This is a genomic window from Streptomyces sp. CBMA152, assembly GCF_014596475.1.
GTDB lineage: Bacteria > Actinomycetota > Actinomycetes > Streptomycetales > Streptomycetaceae > Streptomyces.
Map to the genome: position 1 here is coordinate 181,374 of NZ_MECJ01000024.1, position 18,636 is coordinate 200,009.

The 18,636-nt window shown below is 71.3% G+C and carries 16 protein-coding genes; 5 read left to right on the forward strand and 11 right to left on the reverse strand.

Features of this window, described 5'->3' with window-relative positions; translation table 11 throughout:
- Nucleotides 1–17: 17 nt before the first annotated feature.
- On the reverse strand, nt 18–1,376 hold the full coding sequence (locus BG418_RS20750) for a pitrilysin family protein (protein ID WP_188275433.1): 1,359 nt from the start codon (nt 1,374–1,376) through the stop codon (nt 18–20).
- Between the two features lie 214 nt (nt 1,377–1,590).
- Between BG418_RS20750 and BG418_RS20755 the strand changes: the two genes are divergently transcribed.
- Nucleotides 1,591–4,044, forward strand: coding sequence for a DNA topoisomerase (ATP-hydrolyzing) subunit A (locus BG418_RS20755; RefSeq protein ID WP_188275434.1), 2,454 nt, complete (start codon nt 1,591–1,593; stop codon nt 4,042–4,044).
- A 72-nt stretch (nt 4,045–4,116) separates the two neighbouring features.
- Here BG418_RS20755 and BG418_RS20760 read toward each other — a convergent pair whose 3' ends face one another.
- Nucleotides 4,117–5,217, reverse strand: coding sequence for a GTP-binding protein (locus BG418_RS20760; protein ID WP_317453707.1), 1,101 nt, complete (start codon nt 5,215–5,217; stop codon nt 4,117–4,119).
- Between the two features lie 63 nt (nt 5,218–5,280).
- Nucleotides 5,281–6,429 (reverse strand): citrate synthase/methylcitrate synthase, encoded by a 1,149-nt coding sequence (locus tag BG418_RS20765; protein ID WP_188275436.1) that lies wholly within the window; start codon nt 6,427–6,429, stop codon nt 5,281–5,283.
- Nucleotides 6,430–6,547: 118 nt separating this feature from the next.
- On the opposite strand from BG418_RS20765, the gene BG418_RS20770 reads away from it, so the two are divergent.
- From BG418_RS20770 to BG418_RS20780, 3 genes are all read left to right on the forward strand, one after another.
- Entirely contained in the window at nt 6,548–7,786 is a 1,239-nt protein-coding gene (locus BG418_RS20770) for a citrate/2-methylcitrate synthase (RefSeq protein WP_188275437.1), read from the forward strand.
- Nucleotides 7,787–7,868: 82 nt separating this feature from the next.
- On the forward strand, nt 7,869–9,545 hold the full coding sequence (locus BG418_RS20775) for a sensor histidine kinase (protein ID WP_188275438.1): 1,677 nt from the start codon (nt 7,869–7,871) through the stop codon (nt 9,543–9,545).
- Nucleotides 9,542–10,219 (forward strand): response regulator, encoded by a 678-nt coding sequence (locus BG418_RS20780; RefSeq protein ID WP_188275439.1) that lies wholly within the window; start codon nt 9,542–9,544, stop codon nt 10,217–10,219. Before BG418_RS20775 ends, BG418_RS20780 begins: the two co-directional genes overlap by 4 nt.
- Before the next feature lie 20 nt (nt 10,220–10,239).
- Here the strand turns inward: BG418_RS20780 and BG418_RS20785 are convergent, their stop codons facing one another.
- From BG418_RS20785 to BG418_RS20795, 3 genes are read right to left on the reverse strand one after another with little or no spacing between them, the layout of a single operon-like run.
- Nucleotides 10,240–11,286, reverse strand: a complete 1,047-nt coding sequence (locus BG418_RS20785) for an ABC transporter substrate-binding protein (protein WP_188275440.1) — start codon at nt 11,284–11,286, stop codon at nt 10,240–10,242.
- A 47-nt stretch (nt 11,287–11,333) separates the two neighbouring features.
- The gene (locus BG418_RS20790) at nt 11,334–12,194 is read right to left on the reverse strand and encodes an ABC transporter permease (RefSeq protein WP_188275441.1); all 861 of its coding nucleotides are present in this window, start codon (nt 12,192–12,194) and stop codon (nt 11,334–11,336) included.
- Nucleotides 12,184–13,014 carry an ABC transporter ATP-binding protein gene (locus BG418_RS20795; protein WP_188275442.1) on the reverse strand — a complete coding sequence of 277 codons (831 nt, stop codon included), beginning with the start codon at nt 13,012–13,014 and terminating at the stop codon, nt 12,184–12,186. Before BG418_RS20795 ends, BG418_RS20790 begins: the two co-directional genes overlap by 11 nt.
- A 134-nt stretch (nt 13,015–13,148) precedes the next feature.
- Here BG418_RS20795 and BG418_RS20800 point away from each other — a divergent pair, with 134 nt between their 5' ends.
- Nucleotides 13,149–13,838, forward strand: coding sequence for a response regulator (locus BG418_RS20800; protein WP_188275443.1), 690 nt, complete (start codon nt 13,149–13,151; stop codon nt 13,836–13,838).
- Nucleotides 13,839–13,904: 66 nt separating this feature from the next.
- On the opposite strand, the gene BG418_RS20805 is transcribed toward BG418_RS20800, so the two are convergent.
- From BG418_RS20805 to BG418_RS20825, 5 genes are all read right to left on the reverse strand, one after another.
- A complete protein-coding gene (locus BG418_RS20805) occupies nt 13,905–15,503 on the reverse strand; it encodes a cation acetate symporter (protein ID WP_188275444.1) in 1,599 nt (532 codons plus the stop codon).
- On the reverse strand, nt 15,500–15,997 hold the full coding sequence (locus BG418_RS20810) for a DUF485 domain-containing protein (protein WP_317453708.1): 498 nt from the start codon (nt 15,995–15,997) through the stop codon (nt 15,500–15,502). The genes BG418_RS20805 and BG418_RS20810 overlap by 4 nt, the downstream gene beginning before the upstream one ends.
- Before the next feature lie 114 nt (nt 15,998–16,111).
- Nucleotides 16,112–16,846 carry a response regulator transcription factor gene (locus BG418_RS20815; RefSeq protein WP_188275446.1) on the reverse strand — a complete coding sequence of 245 codons (735 nt, stop codon included), beginning with the start codon at nt 16,844–16,846 and terminating at the stop codon, nt 16,112–16,114.
- The gene (locus tag BG418_RS20820; protein WP_188275447.1) at nt 16,843–18,015 is read right to left on the reverse strand and encodes a histidine kinase; all 1,173 of its coding nucleotides are present in this window, start codon (nt 18,013–18,015) and stop codon (nt 16,843–16,845) included. The genes BG418_RS20815 and BG418_RS20820 overlap by 4 nt, the downstream gene beginning before the upstream one ends.
- Entirely contained in the window at nt 18,012–18,527 is a 516-nt protein-coding gene (locus tag BG418_RS20825) for a CcdC protein domain-containing protein (protein ID WP_188275448.1), read from the reverse strand. Before BG418_RS20825 ends, BG418_RS20820 begins: the two co-directional genes overlap by 4 nt.
- Nucleotides 18,528–18,636: the final 109 nt, after the last annotated feature.

Below are 18,636 nucleotides of genomic sequence, written 5' to 3' on the forward strand. Positions count from 1 at the left end.
GGTCACGCCGGTCTCGCTCACTGCTCTGCTCCCTTGGCGTCGGCGTCGGCCGCCTCGTCCTCGTCTGCTTCGGCGGTGGTCGGCTCGTAGACCAGCACCGCCCTGTTGTCCGGGCGCAGGGTGGCCCGGGCGACGTCCCGCACCTCGTCGGCGGTGATGTCGAGCACCCGGTCGACGGCGGTCAGGGCGAGCTGGGGGTCGCCGAACAGCACCGCGTACCGGCAGAGTTCGTCGGCGCGGCCCGCGACCGTGCCGAGCCGGTCCAGCCACTCGCGCTCCAGCTGGGCCTGGGCGCGCTCCATCTCCTCGGCCGTGGGGCCCTCTTCGGCGAACCGGGCCAGCTCCTCGTCGACGGCCGACTCGATGTCCGGGACCTCGACGCCGCCGGACGTCTTCACGTCCAGCCAGCCGAGCGAGGGCGCACCGGCGAGCCGCAGCAGGCCGAAGCCCGCGGCGACGGCGCTCTGATCGCGGCGCACCAAGCGGTTGTGGAGCCGGGACGACTCGCCGCCGCCGAGCACGGTGAGCGCCAGGTCCGCCGCGTCGCACTCGCGCGTGCCGTCGTGCGGCAGCCGGTAGGCGGCCATCAGCGCGCGCGCCGGCACGTCCTCGTGGACGACCTCGCGCAGCTGCTCGCCGATGACGTCGGGCAGCGCGCCGTCGCGCGGCGGCTGCTTGCCGTCGTGCAGCGGGATGGAACCGAAGTACTTCTCGATCCAGGCGAGCGTCTGCTCCGGGTCGATGTCGCCGACGACCGCGAGGACCGCGTTGTTCGGCGCGTAGTACGTACGGAAGAAGTTCCGCGCGTCCTCAAGGGTCGCCGCGTCCAGGTCGGCCATCGAGCCGATCGGCGTGTGGTGGTAGGGGTGGCCCTCGGGGTAGGCGAGCGCGGTCAGCTTCTCGAACGCCGTGCCGTACGGCACGTTGTCGTAGCGCTGGCGGCGCTCGTTCTTGACGACGTCGCGCTGGTTCTCCATGGACTCCTCGTCCAGGGCGGCCAGCAGCGAGCCCATCCGGTCGGCCTCCAGCCACAGCGCCAGCTCCAGCTGGTGGGTGGGCATGGTCTCGAAGTAGTTGGTGCGCTCGAAGCTGGTGGTGCCGTTGAGCGAACCACCGGCGCCCTGCACCAGCTCGAAGTGACCGTTTCCGTGGACCTGGTGGGAGCCCTGGAACATCAGGTGCTCGAAGAGGTGAGCAAGGCCCGTACGGCCCTTGACCTCGTGGCGGGAACCCACGTCGTACCAGAGGCAGACCGCGGCGACCGGGGTCAGGTGGTCCTCGGAGAGCACCACGCGCAGGCCGTTGGCCAGCCGGTGCTCGGTCGCTGTCAGGCCGCCGGAGCCGGCCTGGGCGGTGGCCGTGTGACCCATGGGCATGTACGTCCCTTCGATCGCGGTGAAGAAGTCAGGAAGAAGTCCTGCCACTGTATGCAAGCGCACCGACACCTGGCGAAGTTCCCGGGTCTCGGTCCGCGTTGTTCCGGGTCGCGGTCGGCGTTGTCAGTGGGACGGTCCACAATGGTCGGCGTCAGGAGCAGACCTTGTTGGTGGTCGCTGAGAAGAACTCGTTGGTGAAGGAGCCGCAGCCGCGATGGCCCGCCGCAGCACGAAGACCCCGCCGCCGGACGATTTCGAGGAGAAGATCCTCGACATCGACGTCGTGGACGAAATGCAGGGCTCCTTCCTTGAGTACGCCTACTCGGTGATCTACTCGCGGGCCCTGCCGGACGCCCGCGACGGCATGAAGCCGGTCCACCGCCGCATCGTCTACCAGATGAACGAGATGGGCCTGCGCCCCGAGCGCGGCTATGTGAAGTGCGCGCGCGTGGTCGGCGAGGTCATGGGCAAGCTGCATCCGCACGGCGACGCGTCGATCTACGACGCGCTGGTGCGGATGGCCCAGCCGTTCTCGATGCGCCTGCCGCTGGTCGACGGCCACGGCAACTTCGGCTCGCTCGGCAACGACGACCCGCCGGCCGCCATGCGCTACACCGAGTGCAAGATGGCCGACGCCACCTCGCTGATGACCGAGTCGATCGACGAGGACACCGTCGATTTCTCGCCGAACTACGACGGCCAGGAGAAGGAGCCGGTGGCACTGCCCGCCGCGTTCCCGAACCTGCTGGTCAACGGCGCGACCGGCATCGCGGTCGGCATGGCCACCAATATGCCGCCGCACAACCTGGGCGAGGTCATCGCCGCCGCCCGCCATCTGATCCGGCACCCGGGCGCGGACCTGGAGGCGCTGATGCGCTTCGTGCCCGGTCCGGACCTGCCGACCGGTGGCCGGATCGTGGGCCTGTCGGGGATCAAGGACGCGTACGAGTCGGGCCGCGGCACCTTCAAGATCCGCGCGACGGTGTCCGTGGAGAACGTGACGGCCCGCCGCAAGGGCCTGGTCGTCACCGAACTGCCGTTCACGGTCGGCCCGGAGAAGGTGATCTCCAAGATCAAGGACCTGGTCGGCTCGAAGAAGCTCCAGGGCATCGCCGACGTCAAGGACCTCACCGACCGCTCGCACGGTCTGCGCCTGGTCATCGAGGTCAAGAACGGCTTCGTGCCCGAGGCGGTCCTGGAGCAGCTCTACAAGCTGACGCCGATGGAGGAGTCCTTCGGCATCAACAACGTGGCGCTGGTCGACGGCCAGCCGCTCACCATGGGGCTCAAGGAGCTCCTTGAGGTCTACCTCGACCACCGCTTCGACGTGGTGCGCCGGCGCAGCGAGTTCCGCCGCACCAAGCGCCGCGACCGGCTGCACCTGGTCGAGGGTCTGCTCGTCGCGCTCCTCGACATCGACGAGGTCATCCGTCTCATCCGGTCGAGTGACAACTCGGCGCAGGCCAAGCAACGCCTGATCGAGCACTTCTCGCTGAGCGAGATCCAGACGCAGTACATCCTGGACACCCCGCTGCGCCGGCTCACCAAGTTCGACCGCATCGAGCTGGAGAGTGAGCGCGACCGCCTCACCGGCGAGATCGACGAGCTGACCGGGATCCTGGAGTCCGACACCGAGCTGCGCAAGCTGGTCTCGGCGGAACTTGCGGCGGTGGCCAAGAAGTTCGGCACCGAGCGGCGGACCGTCCTGCTCGAATCAGCCGGCGCCCCGGTCGCCGCGGTGGCCCTGGAGGTCGCCGACGACCCGTGCCGGGTGCTGCTCTCCTCGACGGGTCTGCTGGCCCGTACGGCGAACGCGGAGCCGCTGGCCACGGATGCCGAGCGGCGCACCAAGCACGATGTGATCGTCTGTGCCGTGCCCGCCACCCAGCGCGGTGACGTCGGCGCGGTGACCTCCACCGGGCGGCTGCTGCGGCTCGCGGTGATCGACCTGCCGCAGCTGCCGGACACGGCGGCCGCGCCCAACCTGTCGGGCGGGGCGCCGGTTTCGGAGTTCCTGTCCCTCGACGCGGACGAGAAGCTGGTCTGTCTGACGACGCTGGACGAGTCGTCGCCGGGGCTCGCGATCGGCACCGAGCAGGGTGTCGTCAAGCGGGTGGTGCCCGACTACCCGGCGAACAAGGACGAGTTGGAGGTCATCACCCTCAAGGACGGTGACCGGATCGTCGGCGCGGCCGAGCTGCGCACCGGCGAGGAGGACCTGGTCTTCATCACGGACGACGCCCAGCTGCTGCGCTACCAGGCCTCCCAGGTCCGCCCGCAGGGCCGCCCGGCGGGCGGTATGGCGGGCATCAAGCTGGCCGACGGCGCCAAGGTGATCTCGTTCACCGTGGTCGACCCGGCGGTGGACGGTGCGGTGTTCACGGTCGCGGGCTCGCGCGGCACGCTGCTCGGGGACTCGGCGGCGACCGCCAAGCTCACCCCGTTCGACCAGTATCCGCGCAAGGGCCGGGCCACCGGCGGAGTGCGCTGCCAGCGGTTCCTGAAGGGCGAGGACATGCTGGTGCTGGCCTGGGCAGGCGCGGCCCCGGCCCGGGCGGCGCAGGCCAACGGCACGCCCGCCGAGCTCCCGGAGCCGGACCCGCGCCGCGACGGCTCGGGCACACCGCTGGCCCACCCGATCACGGACCTGGCGGGCCCGGCCTCGTAACAGGACGTACGAACACGACGACGCGGCCCGGCTTTTTCGAAAGCCGGGCCGCGTCGTCGTGTTCCGGCGCGCTCACATCTCCGCGTCCGGCATCTCCGCGTCCGGCTCCTCCTCGGCCTCGTCCTGGCGTACGTAACGCAGCACGCCCCACATCGCGTGCTCGTCCGGAATGTCCTGCGCCACGGCCGCGTCCAGGGATTTACGCAGCCCCTCGGCGTCGATGCGGGAGCCGATGAGGACGAGCTGGGTCAGCCGCTCCTCGCCGGGCGGCCAGGGCTCCGGGTAGAAGCGCAGGAAGCGGCCGACGGCGTGGACGGCGTACCGGTTGCGCGGATCGGCGGCGCCGAAGTCGACGAACCCCTTGATGCGGTAGAGCCCTTCGGGGCGGCTGTCGAGGAAGGCCATCAGCCGACGCGGGTCCATGGGCACGGCCGAGGTGAAGGCGACGGACTCGTACGCGGTGTGCAGATGGGCGGCGTGGCTGTGGCCGCAGTCGGAGCCGCAGTGATCACCGTGGCCGCTTTCCGGCCCGTACGCGTCGTCGTCCAGCAGATCCTCGAAGACGAGCTGGCCGACGCGTTCGGCGGCGGGCCTGCGGTCGAAGAACAGCTCCGGGTCGACCCGCCCGTACCTGGCCTCGACCACCGACGCCCCGCCCAGGGACTCCCGCAGCCGGTCGAGCCGGGCCCGCTCCACCCGGTCCGTCTTGTTGAGCACCACGAGGTCGGCGACGGCGAGGTGCCGGTCGATCTCGGGGTGCCGCTCGCGGGTGTCCTCGTACTCGGCGGCGTCGACGACCTCGACCAGACCGCCGTAGACGACCCGGGGGTTCTCGCTGGCCAGCACCATCCTGACCAGTTCCTGCGGCTCGGCGAGACCGCTCGCCTCGATGACGACGACGTCGAGACGGGCGGCGGGCCGGGTCAGCTTCTCCAGATAGACGTCGAGCTCGCTCGCGTCGACCGCGCAGCACAGACAGCCGTTGCCGAGCGACAGCGTGGAGTCGCCGAGCTGACCGGCCACGGTCATGGCGTCGATCTCGATGGACCCGAAGTCGTTGACGATCGCGCCGATACGGGTCCCCCGGCTCGCCCGCAGCAGATGGTTGAGCAGCGTCGTCTTGCCCGAGCCGAGGAATCCCGCGAGGACCACGACGGGAATCTGCCGACTCACCGACCCGCTTCCGGGCTGGCTGGGACGCTGGCTCGGACCGGTCGGGCTCAAGGGGGACCTCTCTCAGGGCGCGGGCACGGGCTGTGGCACGGGCGGACCGACATAGCGGGCCGCCGGGCGGATGATCTTCGAGTCCTCCGCCTGCTCCAGGATATTGGCGCTCCAGCCGACCACCCGGGCCGCACAGAACGTCGGCGTGAACATCTCGCGCGGCACCCCGCACAGCTCCATGACCACACCCGCGTAGAACTCGACGTTGGTGTGCAGCTCGCGGCCCGGCTTCAGCTCGGCGAGGATCGCCTCGACGTGCCTCTCGACCTCGACGGCGAACGCGACGAGCGGGCCGCCGAAGCCCTCCGCGATACCGCGCAGCATCCGCGAGCGCGGGTCCTCGGTGCGGTAGACGGGGTGGCCGAAGCCCATGATCCGGTCACCGGCGAGCACGCGCTCACGCACCCAGCCGTCGATGCGGTCCGGGCCGCCGATGGCGTCGAGGGTGTCCAGGGCGCGGCTGGGGGCGCCGCCGTGCAGCGGCCCGGAGAGCGCGCCGACCGCCGCGACCAGGGACGCCGCCACGTCGGCTCCGGTGGAGGCGACGACGCGGGCGGTGAAGGTGGAGGCGTTGAAGCCGTGGTCCACGGTGGAGATGAGATACCGCTCGATCGCCCGCACCCGCTCGGGCGAGGGCTGTGAACCGGTCATCATGTAGAGGTAGTTGGCGGCGTACGAGAGGTCGTCGCGCGGCTCGACGGGCGCGAGCCCCTGCCCCAGCCGGTACAGCGCGGTGAGCAGGGTCGGGACGGCCGCGCAGGCGGCGAGCGCGTCCTCGCGGCGCCGGTCGGCGTCGAGGTCGTAGACCGGCCGGAAGCCCTGGGCGGCGCCGAGCAGCGAGAGCGCGGTGCGCAGTCCGGCGAGCGGCCCGGAGGCCCTGCCCGCGGCGGCGATGCCGGGGAGCGCGGCGCTGACCTGCGGCGGCAGATGGCGCAGGGCCGCGGTGCGGGCGGTGAACTCGGCGCGGGCGGCGGCGTCGGGCAGCTCGCCGTGGAACATCAGATGCCAGACGTCCTCGAAGCTGCGGGTCTGCGCGAGCTCGACGGCCGAGTACTGGCGGTAGTGGTAGAAGCCTTCGAGGCCGCGGACGTCTCCGAGTGCGGTGTCCGTGACGACGACGCCCGCGAGTCCGCGGGGTACTGCCGTGGTGGTGGTCGGCATGTCTGTTCCTCCCTCAATCTTGATTTCGACTGTCTATGATTGACGAGACAGCTGTCAATATTGATTGAATCAATGTTATCCACTTTGGATACGGTGACCCCATGACGGATCAGGTGCGATGACGGATCAGGCGCGACTCACCACCCGCGAGGCGGCGGACCGGCTCGGCGTGAAGCCGGAGACCGTGTACGCGTATGTCAGCCGGGGCCAGCTGAGCAGCGAGCGGGCGCCCGGCGGCCGGGGCTCGACCTTCGACGCCAAGGAGATCGAGGCGCTGGCCCGGCGCGGCGGCCGCCGCGAACCCGCCACGGGCGCGGGCGCCGAGCTGAGCTTCCGTACCGGCATCACCCTCATCGACCGCGACCGGTACTACTACCGGGGCGTCGACGCGGTCGAACTGTCCCGGACGTACGGGTACGAGGAAATCGTCGAGTGGCTGTGGACCGGTGAACTGCGACCCGGTGTGCGCTTCACCGCGCCCCGGGAGTCGCTGGACGCGGCGCGGTTCGCGGTCGGCGCGCTGCCCGCGCACGCCAGCGCCATGGACCGGCTGCGGGTCGCGGCGATCGCCGCCTCGGCCGCCGACCCGCTGCGCTTCGACCTCTCCCCCGAGGCCGTTCTGGGCTGCGGGCGCGCCCTCATCCCGACCCTGGTCCGCGCCCTGCCGAAGGCCGGTGGCTCCGAGCGCCCGGACCGCCCCGGCGACCGCAGCCTGGCCGCGCAACTGTGGCCGCGCTTGACCGCCCGTACATCTGATACAGCGTCAATCAACCTGCTCAACACGGCACTTGCCCTGCTCATCGACCACGACCTGGCGGCCTCCACGCTCGCCGCGCGGGTCGCCGCCTCCGCGCGGGCACATCCGTACGCGGTGGTCTCGGCCGGGCTCGGGGTGCTGGAGGGGCCGCTGCACGGAGCCGCCAGCGGGCTCGCCCACCGGATGCTCGCCGAGGTCCTGGAGCGCGGCGGCGCGGCCCCCGTCGTCGCCGACCACCTCCGCTCCGGCCGCCGCGTCCCGGGCCTAGGCCACCGGCTCTACCCGGCCGAGGACCCCCGCGCGCAGGCGCTGTTCGCGCTCCTGGAGGAGCTTCCGTACGCCGCCCGCGCACTGGACGCGGCCCGCGACGTGGTCGCCACCACCGCCCGCCACACCGCACTGCACGCCAATGTCGACCTCGCCCTCGCGGTCCTGACCGTCGCGGCGGACATGCCCGCCGAGGCGGGCGAGACGGTGTTCGCGGTGGCCCGTACGGCGGGGTGGCTCGCGCATGCCCTGGAGGAGTACGAGGAGCGCCCCCTGCGGATGCGCCCGAGCGGCCACTACACGGGCCCGAAGCCACCGCAGCCGCTTCCCTGACAGGGGCGAGGGAGCGCATTCGGTGCGGGCGGGGCCGAAGTGATTTCGGAAAGCGCCGCACGGCCGTCTACCGTGCATACGCATGAGCGCCGTTCCCAGCCCGCCCGCGCCGAGACGGCGGCGGTTCGGCTGGCCACAGCGCGTCTTCTCCCAGGTGCTGCTGATGCAGCTGGCCATCGCCGCCGGTGTCGCCGTGGTCGCGACCGGCCTCTTCCTCGCGCCGCTCAGCCATCAGCTCGACGACCAGGCGATGCGCCGCGCGCTCGCCATCGCCCAGTCGACCGCCGCCCAGCCGCAGATCACGGCCGATCTGCTGGCCTCCCGCCCGAGCCCCGACGGCCCGGTGCAGCGGGAGGCCGAGCGGGTCCGGCGAGCCACCGGCGCCGAGTACGTGGTGGTCATGGACCGGCGCGGAGTGCGCTGGTCGCACCCGGACGTCCGGCAGATCGGCAAGGTCGTCTCCACCGACCCCAGCGACGCGCTCGCGGGCGAGAACGTCATGGAGATCGACAGCGGCACGCTCGGCCGCTCGGCGCGCGGCAAGGTGCCGCTGCGGGACTCCGGCGGCGCGATCGTCGGCGCGGTGTCCGTCGGCATCGAGTACGACAGCGTGCGCGCCCGGCTGCTCGCCGCGATCCCCGGACTGCTCGCGTACGCGGGCGGCGCGCTGGCGGCGGGCGCCCTGGCCGCGTATCTGATCTCCCGCAGGATCCACAAGCAGACCCGTGACCTGGCCTTCTCCGATATCTCGGCGCTGCTGGCGGAGCGCGAGGCGATGCTGCACTCGATCCGCGAGGGCGTGGTCGCGCTGGACCGTACGGGCCGGATCCGGCTGCTCAACGACGAGGCCCAGCGGCTGCTCGGCGTCGGCCCCGAGGCGAGCGGCCGCTCCTTGGAAGAAGTGCTGGGCACCGGGCGGACGACCGATGTCCTCGCGGGCCGCGTCTCGGGCACCGATCTGCTGACCGTACGCGGCCATCGCGTCCTGGTCGCCAACCGGATGCCGACCGACGACGGCGGCGCCGTGGCCACCCTGCGCGACCGCACCGAACTGGAGCGCCTGGGCCGCGAACTGGACTCCACCCACGGCCTCATCGACGCCCTGCGCGCCCAGGACCACGAACACGCCAACCGGCTGCACACCCTGCTCGGCCTGCTCGAACTGGAGATGCACGACGAGGCGGTCGAGTTCGTGACCGAGGTCGTCGGGGTGCATCGCACCACCGCCGAGCAGGTCACCGAGAAGGTCCGCGACCCGCTGCTGGCGGCGATGCTGGTCGGCAAGGCCACGGTCGCGGCCGAGCGGGCCGTCGCGCTGCGGATCTCGGCGGACAGCCTGCTGCCCGACCGGCTCGTCGACCCGCGCGGCCTGGTCACGGTCGTCGGCAACCTCGTCGACAACGCGCTGGACGCGGCGGCCGGATCCCCCGACGCCTCGGTCGAGGTCATGCTGCGCGCCGAGGGACGTACGGTCGTCCTGCGCGTACGGGACAGCGGCCCCGGCGTCGCCACCGAGCGGCGCGAACAGATCTTCACCGAGGGCTGGTCGACCAAGGCGCTGCCCGCCCACGGCAAGCGGGGCCTGGGACTCGCGCTGGTACGGCGCTTCGCCGAGCGACAGGGCGGCCACGCACGCGTGGCGGCCGCTCCGGACGGCGGCGCCGAGTTCACCGTCGTCCTCCCGGAGGCGCTGGACGAGACCGACGACAGTGCGAGGGACGACGCCGGCGCGACCGCGCTGCACGAGGAGGCTCGATGATCGACGTCCTCGTCGTGGACGACGACCACCGTGTCGCCGACATCAATGCCGCGTACGCCGGAAAAGTTCCCGGTTTCCGGGTGGTCGCGACGGCGCATTCGGCCGCCGAGGCGCTCGCGCTGCTCGCCGAGCGCCCCGTCGATCTGATCCTGCTCGACCACTATCTGCCGGACGAGAACGGCCTCGCCGTCGTACGGGAGCTGCGCCGGCTGGGGCACCACACCGACGTGATCATGGTGACGGCGGCCCGCGACGTGGCCACCGTCCAGGCCGCGATGCGCCAGGGCGCGCTCCAGTACCTCGTCAAGCCGTTCAACTTCGCGGGACTGCGCACCAGACTGGAGGCGTACGCGGCCCTGCGCCGCACCCTCGACGGCGGCGGCGAGGCCGAACAGGCCCAGGTGGACCGGATCTTCGGCGCCCTCTCCGTCCCCACCGAGCCCGGCCTGCCCAAGGGCCACTCCCCCACCACCGCCGAGCTGCTGCGCCAGGTGCTGCTCGCGGCCGAGGGCCCGCTCTCGGCGCAGGAGATCGCGGAGCGGGCGGGGGTGAGCCGGCAGACGGCCCAGCGCTATCTGAAACTCCTGGAGCGCACGGGCCGGGTGCGACTCGGCCTGCGGTACGGGGAGACCGGCCGCCCCGAGCACCGCTACGCATGGGCGGCCGACCGCTGACCCCGACAGGGTGAAGGGCCTCAGCCCTTGGGGACCTTGTTCACGAACTCGCTGGTGAACGTCTTGGCGAGATCGACATCGGTGTTCTTGAGGTTGGGGCTGAACGCCTTGAGCACCTTCTCGACCGTCTCCGGTCCGTTGGCGGGCATCACGCCGTCCTTGGTGAACATGGGCAGCGTGGCCTTGATCGACTCCGCGTAGAGCGCCTTGCCGCCCTTCGCGTAGTCGGCCGGCATCTTCGCGGCGATCTCCTCCGCGCTGTGCGAGGACATCCAACGCAACGTCTTGACCAGCGCGTTGGCGAGCTTCTGGACGGTCTCCTTGTGTCCGTTCACCCAACTGGCGTTCATATAGAGGCTGGACGAGGGGTACGGGCCGCCGAGCGCCTGCTGCGAGCCCTCCGGCGTACGCATGTCGATCAGGACCTTGCCGAGCTTCTGGTCGAGGATGTTGGCGACGGTGGGGTCGGTCGTCATCCCGCCCTGGATCGCGCCCTGCTTCAGCGCGGCGAGGAACGTCTGTCCGGCCCCGACCGCGACCGGCGTGAAGTCGCTGGTCTTCACGCCGTCGCGGACCGCCAGGTACTTGGTGAGGAAGTCGGTGGACGAGCCGAGGCCGGTGACGCCGAGCTTCTTGCCCTTGAAGTCCTTGGGGCTCGCTATGTCGCCCGCGGCCTTGGTGGAGACGACCTCGACCTCGCCGGGCGCGTGCGAGAACTGCACCACGGACTCCACCTGCTTGCCCTTGGCCTGGAGGTCGAGCGTGTGGTCGTAGAAGCCGACCGTGCCCTGGACGTCGCCGGATATCAGCGCGGTCTCCGCCTGCACTCCAGCGGGCTCGCTGAGCAGTTGGACGTCCAGGCCCTCAGCCTTGAAGTAGCCGAGCCGCTCGGTGAGCATCGCGGGCAGATAGATGACCTTGTCGAGACCGCCGACCATGATCTTGACCTTGTTCGACGAGCCGCCGGAACCGGAGTCGTCCGAGCCGCAGGCGGTGAGGGTGGTGGCGGCGAGGGCTCCGGCCAGGACCGCTGCGGGGATTCTGCTGAGGTGGTGGTGGCTGCGCATGTCGTCACGTCCCGGTGAGAGGGGGTAGGTGCGGAGGGGTGGGGGGATCAGCGGTCGGTGCCCGGCTCGGCGGGGCGCCAGCGGAACAGTCGCCGTTCCGCGAACGTGAGCAGGCCCTCGGTGAGCAGCGCGACGACCGCGAGGATGACCATCGCCGCGTACACACCGGCGGCGTTGAACGTCCCCTGCGAGGAGGCGACGAGCAGGCCGAGGCCCTTGGTCGCGCCGATGTACTCGCCGACGATCGCGCCGATCAGGGCGAAGCCGAAGCTGACGTGGAGGCTGGTGAAGATCCAGGACGTGGCGGAGGGGATGACGACCTGGAAGGTGACCCGGCGGTTGCTCGCGCCCAGGATGCGGGCGTTGTGCACCAGATTGCGGTCGACCTCGCGGGCGCCCTGGAAGGCGTTGAAGAAGACCGGGAAGAAGACGAGGACGACCGCCGAGGCGACCTTCGACGCCGGGCCGAGCCCGAACCAGATGAGGAAGACCGGCGCGAGAACGATGCGCGGGATCGCGTTGAGGACCTTGATGTACGGGCCGAGCACATCGGCGAGGAAGCGGATCCGGCCGAGCGTGATGCCGAGGACGACACCGCCCGCGACGCCCAGGACCCAGCCGAGCAGCGCCTCGTAGAGCGTGTACCAGATCTGCTCCCAGAGGGAGCCCTGGGCGGTGCCGTTGACGGCCCAGTCGCGTATCTGGTCCCAGATCTTCGACGGCATCGAGAAGTTGAACGGGTCGATGGCCTTGGTGCGGGCCAGGATCTCCCAGAGCGCGAGCACCGTGACCAGCAGCAGAATGCGGCTGCCGTGGACGAGGAGGCGGCGGTTGCGGGCGGCGCGCGCCCGGGCCTTGGTGCGCTCGGTGACCCGGACCGGGGCGGCGGCGATGGCGTCAGGCGACATTTGCGGCACCCCGCTCACGGGTGATGCGTACCTCTTCGCCGAGCGCTTCCCAGATCTCCCGGTAGATCTCGATGAACCGGGGCTCCAGGCGGATCGACTCGACCTTGCGGGGGCGCGGCAGATCGATCGAGAAGATCTGCTTGACGGTGGCGGGACCCGCCGTCATCACGACGACCCGGTCGGCCAGGGCGATGGACTCCTCCAGGTCATGGGTGACGAAGACGACGGAGGATCCGGTGCCGGACCACAGGTCGAGGAGTTCGTCCGACATCAGCGCCCTGGTCTGCACGTCGAGCGCCGAGAACGGCTCGTCCATCAGCAGGATCTCGGGGTCGTTGACGAAGGTCGCGGCGAGCGCGACGCGCTTGCGCTGGCCACCGGAGAGCTGGTGCGGATAGCGGTCCTCGAAGGCGGCGAGACCGACACGGGCCAGCCACGCGCGCGCCCGCTCCTTCGCCTCCGCCTTCGGTACGCCCCTGAAGCGCGGCCCGGCCATCACGTTCGACAGAACGGTCCGCCAGGGGAAGACAGCGTCCTGCTGGAAGACGAAGCCGACCTTGTCGCCGATGCCGTCGACCGGCTCGCCACCGACCAGGACTTCGCCCTCGGTGGGCTCCTCCAGGCCGCTGACCAGCGTCAGCGTCGTGGACTTCCCGCAGCCGGTCGGGCCGACCACGGCGACGAACTCACCGCGCTCCACGGTGAGGTCCAGGTCCCGTACGGCCGTGTGCAGCGCGCCGGACGGCGTACGGAACGACTTGCCCGCGCTCCGCAGCTCGATAGCGGGGCACGTGCTGGGGCCCCTCTGCTCAGTACTCATGGAGCGGGACCGTAGATGTGGTTCACGGCACAGCGGCAGCCTTGTGGGCGCAAGACGCACTTCTGCTCGCAAACCCCTGTTGTGCTCGTTTTGCTCGCGCTACAACTGCGGGGATTCAACGGGAAGGAAACACGTTGATTGACGTCCTGGTCGTGGACGACGACTTCCGTGTCGTCGAGATCAACGCCGCATACGTCGGGAAGGTTCCCGGGTTCCGGGTCGTCGCCCGTGCGCACAGTGCTGCCCAGGCGCTGGCGACGCTGGAGCGGCACCGGGTCGATCTGGTGCTGCTCGACCACTTCCTGCCGGACGAGACCGGTCTGTCCCTGGTGCGCCGGATGCGCCAACTCGGCCACCACACCGATGTGATCATGGTGACCTCGGCGAGCGACGTGGCCACCGTCCAGGCCGCGATGCGCCATGGCGCGCTGCACTACCTGGTCAAACCGTTCACCTTCGCGGCCCTGCGGGCCAAGCTCGACGCGTACGCGAGCCTGCGCCGCACCGTCGACCGCGCGGGCGAGGACGGGGCCGAGGGCGCCGGACAGGACCAGGTGGACCGGATCTTCGGGGCGCTGCGCACCGCCGCCACCGCCCCGGGGCTGCCCAGCGGCCACTCCCTGCCGACGGCGGAGCTGATCCGGGAGGTCCTGCACCACGCGGACCACCCGCTCTCCGCGCACGAGGTCGCCGGCCGCACGGGCCTGAGCCGCTCCACCGCCCAGCGCTACCTCCGCCTCCTGGAACAGTCCGGCCGCCTCCGCCTGACCCTGCGCTACGGGGAGACGGGCCGCCCGGAACACCGCTACGCCTGGGCGGTGTGAGGGGCGCGCGACCCTGGCCGGGCAGGACGAGCGGGCCCGGCCCAGGAGGATCGATCCTGCGTACGGCTACACGGCCCCCGCCCCCGTCAGCGACCGCACCTCCGTCTCCGCGTGGCGGGCCGCGTCCGCGGGCTCGTGCGAGGTCAAAGTGCCCAGCCAGCCCGCGAGGAAGCCCAGCGGGATGGAGACGAGGCCGGGGTTCTCCAGCGGGAAGAACTGGAAGTCCATCCCCGGGAAGAGCGCGTGCGGCCCACCGGAGACCACCGGCGAGAGCACCACCAGGACAAGGGCCGGAACCAGTCCGCCGTACACCGACCACACCGCGCCCCGGGTGGTGAAGTTCCGCCAGAACAGCGAGTAGAGCAGCACCGGCAGATTGGCCGAGGCGGCCACCGCGAAGGCCAGACCGACCAGGAACGCCACGTTCAGGTCCCGGGCGAGCAGCCCGAGCGCGATGGCGACGGCCCCGATCCCGACGGCGGCGACCCGGGCCACCGCGACCTCGCTGCGCTGCTTGGCGTGCCGACGCCGCAGCGACGCGTACAGGTCATGGGCGACGGAGGCGGAGGAGGCGAGGGTGATACCGGCGACGACGGCCAGGATGGTGGCGAAGGCGACGGCGGCCACGACCGCGAAGAGAACCGTTCCGCCTGTGGAAGCCGCACCGCCGCCCAGATTGAGCGCGAGCAGCGGAACAGCCGTGTTCCCGGCGGCGTTCGCCGACTTGACCTCGGCGGGGCCGACCACGGCGGCGGCGCCGAAGCCGAGCACGATGGTCATCAGATAGAAGCCGCCGATGAGTCCGATCGCCCAGACCACCGAACGCCGGGCGGCCCGCGCGGTGGGCACCGTGTAGAAACGGGACAGGATGTGCGGCAGCCCCGCCGTACCCAGGACCAGCGCGAGGCCCAGGCTGATGAAGTCGAGCCGCGCGGTCCAGCCGCCGCCGTATCTCAGCCCCGGGGAGAGGAACTCCTTTCCATGGCCGCTCCGTTCGGCCGCCGTGTTGAGCAGCAGGTTGATGTTCCCGTGGAAGCGCATCAGCACCAGCACGGTCAGCGTGATCGCACCGGCCATGAGCAGGACGGCCTTCACGATCTGGATCCAGGTGGTGGCCCGCATCCCACCCAGCGACACATAGATCACCATCAGCGCGCCCACGCCGATGACGGTCCACGAGCGGGCGGCCGAGCTGGCCCCGCCGAGCAGCAGCGCCACCAGGCTGCCCGCGCCGACCATCTGCGCCACCAGATACAGAACGGACACGGTCACCGAAGAAGTTCCCGCCGCGATCCGCACCGGGCGCTCGCGCATCCGGGCCGCGACCACGTCGGCGAGCGTGAACCGCCCGCAGTTGCGCACCAGTTCGGCCACGAGCAGCAGCACCACCAGCCACGCCACCAGGAAACCGACGGAGTAGAGCATCCCGTCGTAGCCGAAGAGGGCGATGAGCCCGGAGATACCGAGGAAGGAGGCGGCCGACATATAGTCGCCCGCGATGGCGAAACCGTTCTCCATGGGGGAGAACAGCCGCCCGCCCGCGTAGAACTCCTCCGCCGAGCCGTGCCGGTCCCGGCTCACCCAGGTGGTGATCGCGAGCGTCGCCGCGACGAACGCGCTGAACAGCAGTAGCGCCAGCGCCTGATGGTCCCTGCCGACGCTCACCTGGCGATCCCCCCGGTCATGTCCTGCTCCCGCTTCTGCTCGAACACGGTCCAGCGCAGCTCAAGCGCCGCCCGGTCCCGGCGCAGCCGGGCATGCCGGGCATACGCCCAGGTCAGCAGGAAGGTGGAGAGGAACTGCCCGAGCCCGGCGAGCATCGCGACATTGACCGCCCCGAACACCTGACGCGCCATCAAGTCCGGTGCGGTGGTGGCCGCGACGACGTACGCGACGTACCAGGCGAGGAAGGCGAACGCGGCCGGGACGACGAAGCGGCGGTAGCGGCCGCGCACCTCCTGGAAGGCGGCGCTGCGCTGCACCTCCAGATAGATGTCGGCGGCGCTGCGGACGTGCTCCGCGTCGGCGGCCTGCTGTTGCTGCGGGACGGGCGCCGGCGCCGTCGTGCCGTCCAGCTCGCCCCACCCGGAGGCGAGCGCGTCGTACCAGGGGTCGTCGATCCGCGCCGCCGCCGGTTCGTGCCCTTCCTGTCTGTCCACCGAACAACTCTCCTTGTCCACGGCCCTGTTCGGCCGCGTGCCCAAGGATGGGCAGAGGGGACGCCCCCGCACTCTTCAACGCCCCCTCTTCACCCCATTAGGTGATGGCGAAAGCTAGGTGATGGCGGAACCCGGCGGCTGCGCGAGGCCGTGCTGGTACGCGTACCGCACGGCCTGCGCCCGGTCCCTGGCCCCCGTCTTGGCGAAGATGTTGTTGATGTGGGTCTTCACGGTCGCGGTCGAGATGTGCAGCGCCCGGGAGATCTCGGGGTTGGACAGGCCCTCGGCGACCAGGCCGAGCACTTCGCCCTCGCGTCCGGTGAGCCCGTCCGGCAGCACCACCAAAGAGGGCGCGGGCGGCGGCGACGTCACCCTTTCGAGCAACCGCCGCTGCACCGAGGGCGCGAGCCCGGCCTGCCCGGCCAGCACGTCCTGTATGGCCTTGACGATCTCGTCGCCGCCCGCGTCCTTGGTGAGATATCCGCGCGCCCCGGCCTGCAGCGCCGGGAAGAGCGAGTCGTCGTCCGCGTAGGTCGTCAGGATCACGACCTGCGTTCCCGGGTACTGCGAGCGGATACGGCGGGTCGCCTCCGCCCCGTCGCAGCGCGGCATCCGCAGGTCCATCAGGACCACGTCCGGGGCCAGTTCGGCCACCAGCGCCACCGCCTCCTCCCCGTCCTTGGCCGCGCCGACCACCTCGACGCCGGGCAGCAGCCCGAGCAGCATCACGATCCCCTCGCGCACCACCGACTGGTCGTCCGCCACGACCACCCGTATCGCCCGAGCCCCCGCGTGCCCGTCCCCCACTCCGACGCCACCGCCGGTCGCACCGCCCCCGACGCCGGTCATGCCGGCACCCTCAGCCGCACCACGAAGCCCTCCTCGTCCGGTCCCGCCTCCAGAGTCCCGCCGAGCAGTTCGGCGCGCTCCCTCATCCCCAGCAGACCGTATCCGGAACCACTGACTGCCAGCTCATCCGCCACCCCGCCGCCGAAGTCCCGCACCTCCAGCGCCACTTCGTCCGGCAGGTATTCGAGCCGCATCGCGACGGTGGCACCCGGCGCGTGCTTGCGTACGTTCGTCAGGGCCTCCTGCGCCACCCGCCGCACCGCCTGTGACGCCTCCGCCGCGATCGGCCGCCGCTCCCCCGACACCTCGACGCCCGCCGGCCCGACGGGGCCGCCGCCTTCGACGAGCGTGCGCAGATAGTCCTCGACCGGGGTCATCTCGCCGCGCAGCGCCGAGAGCGCCTGCCGGGTCTCGGCCAGCCCGTCCCGCGCCATCGACCGCGCCGCCACCACCCGCTCCAGGATCCGGTCCCTGAACTCCCCGGCGGGCTCGCGCTCGATCATCAGCCGGGCCGCCTCCAGATGCACCAGCTGCGCGGAGAGGCTGTGCGCCAGCACGTCGTGGATCTCCCGGGCGATCCTGGCCCGCTCGGCGAGCGCGGCGGACTCCGACTCGGCGGCCCGCGCGGCCCGTTCCTGGGCGAGCAGCCGCTGCGCGTTGCCGCGCGCCTCGGCGTCGAGCCGCAGCACATACCCGGCGAGCCCGAGCCCGGCGGTACTGATCGCGGTGGGCATCCAGCTGTCGGTGTTCACCACCGCGTACGCCCCGAGCGCCACCATCGTGCAGGGCACGGCGGCGCCGAGCGGGAGCCGTTCGAGCGCGGAGACGGCGGTGCCGCACCACACGATGATCGCGACGATGTGCCAGCCGGTCTGCTGGGCCACCACCGCCACCGTCATCAGCGACGCCAGCAGAGCGAGCGAGGGCCACAGCCGGTGCGCGAGCGTCTGGTGCCAGAAGCCGCGGGCCAGCGCCACGGTCGCCGCGACGATGGCGACCCCGGCGACCCAGGACCAGCCGTGCGGACCCCGCTCGTTGACCGCCGTCCACAGCAGCGCGCCGAGCAGCACCGCGCGCACGGTCCAGGCGATGCCGCGCCGCACACGGCTCAGGCCCTCGTGGGTGAGCGCTTCCCGCGAGGGCCAGGCGAACCAGACGTCCCGGGTCACACACGGTCCTTCCACAGCGGGGTGGCCATGCTGTCGTCGGCAACACCGTACGACGCGCGCACGGACCGGGCCCGCCATACCAGGATGCCGCTGCGGACCAGGATCGCGGCCGCGAGACCGAGCAGCAGCGCGCCCATGCCCATATGGATCCCGGCCAGGGCGCCGAGGCCGGCGAGCCCCACCCGGACGGCTATGCCCACGACCCAGACGAGCGCGGTCGCCCTGGTCCCCTTGCTCCACACCGAGCCGTCCGGCTCGGTCCACACCTTGGTGGTCCAGGCCCAGGCCGCGCCCATCAGCAGCCCAGTGAGCAACTCGGCGCCGAGCAGCATCACCGACAGGGCGTGGTGGTCCGGGTCGACCAGGCCCTTCTCCCGTATCGACAGGTACACCAGCACCGCCGGGACGAGCCACCAGCGCTTGGCGTCCGCCAACCGCTGGGGCCGCACCTGACGCGAGACGATCAGCACGACGACGGCCACCGCCACCAGCACACTCACGAGCGCGGACATCCGGGCCTCCACAACGACGACTGCGAGGAAGTTCCTACGCCATCGAAGTTACGGAAACGGCCTGGTCAGACACATCGGAGCTGGGGTTGAACGTGGGTGGAGCCAGCGG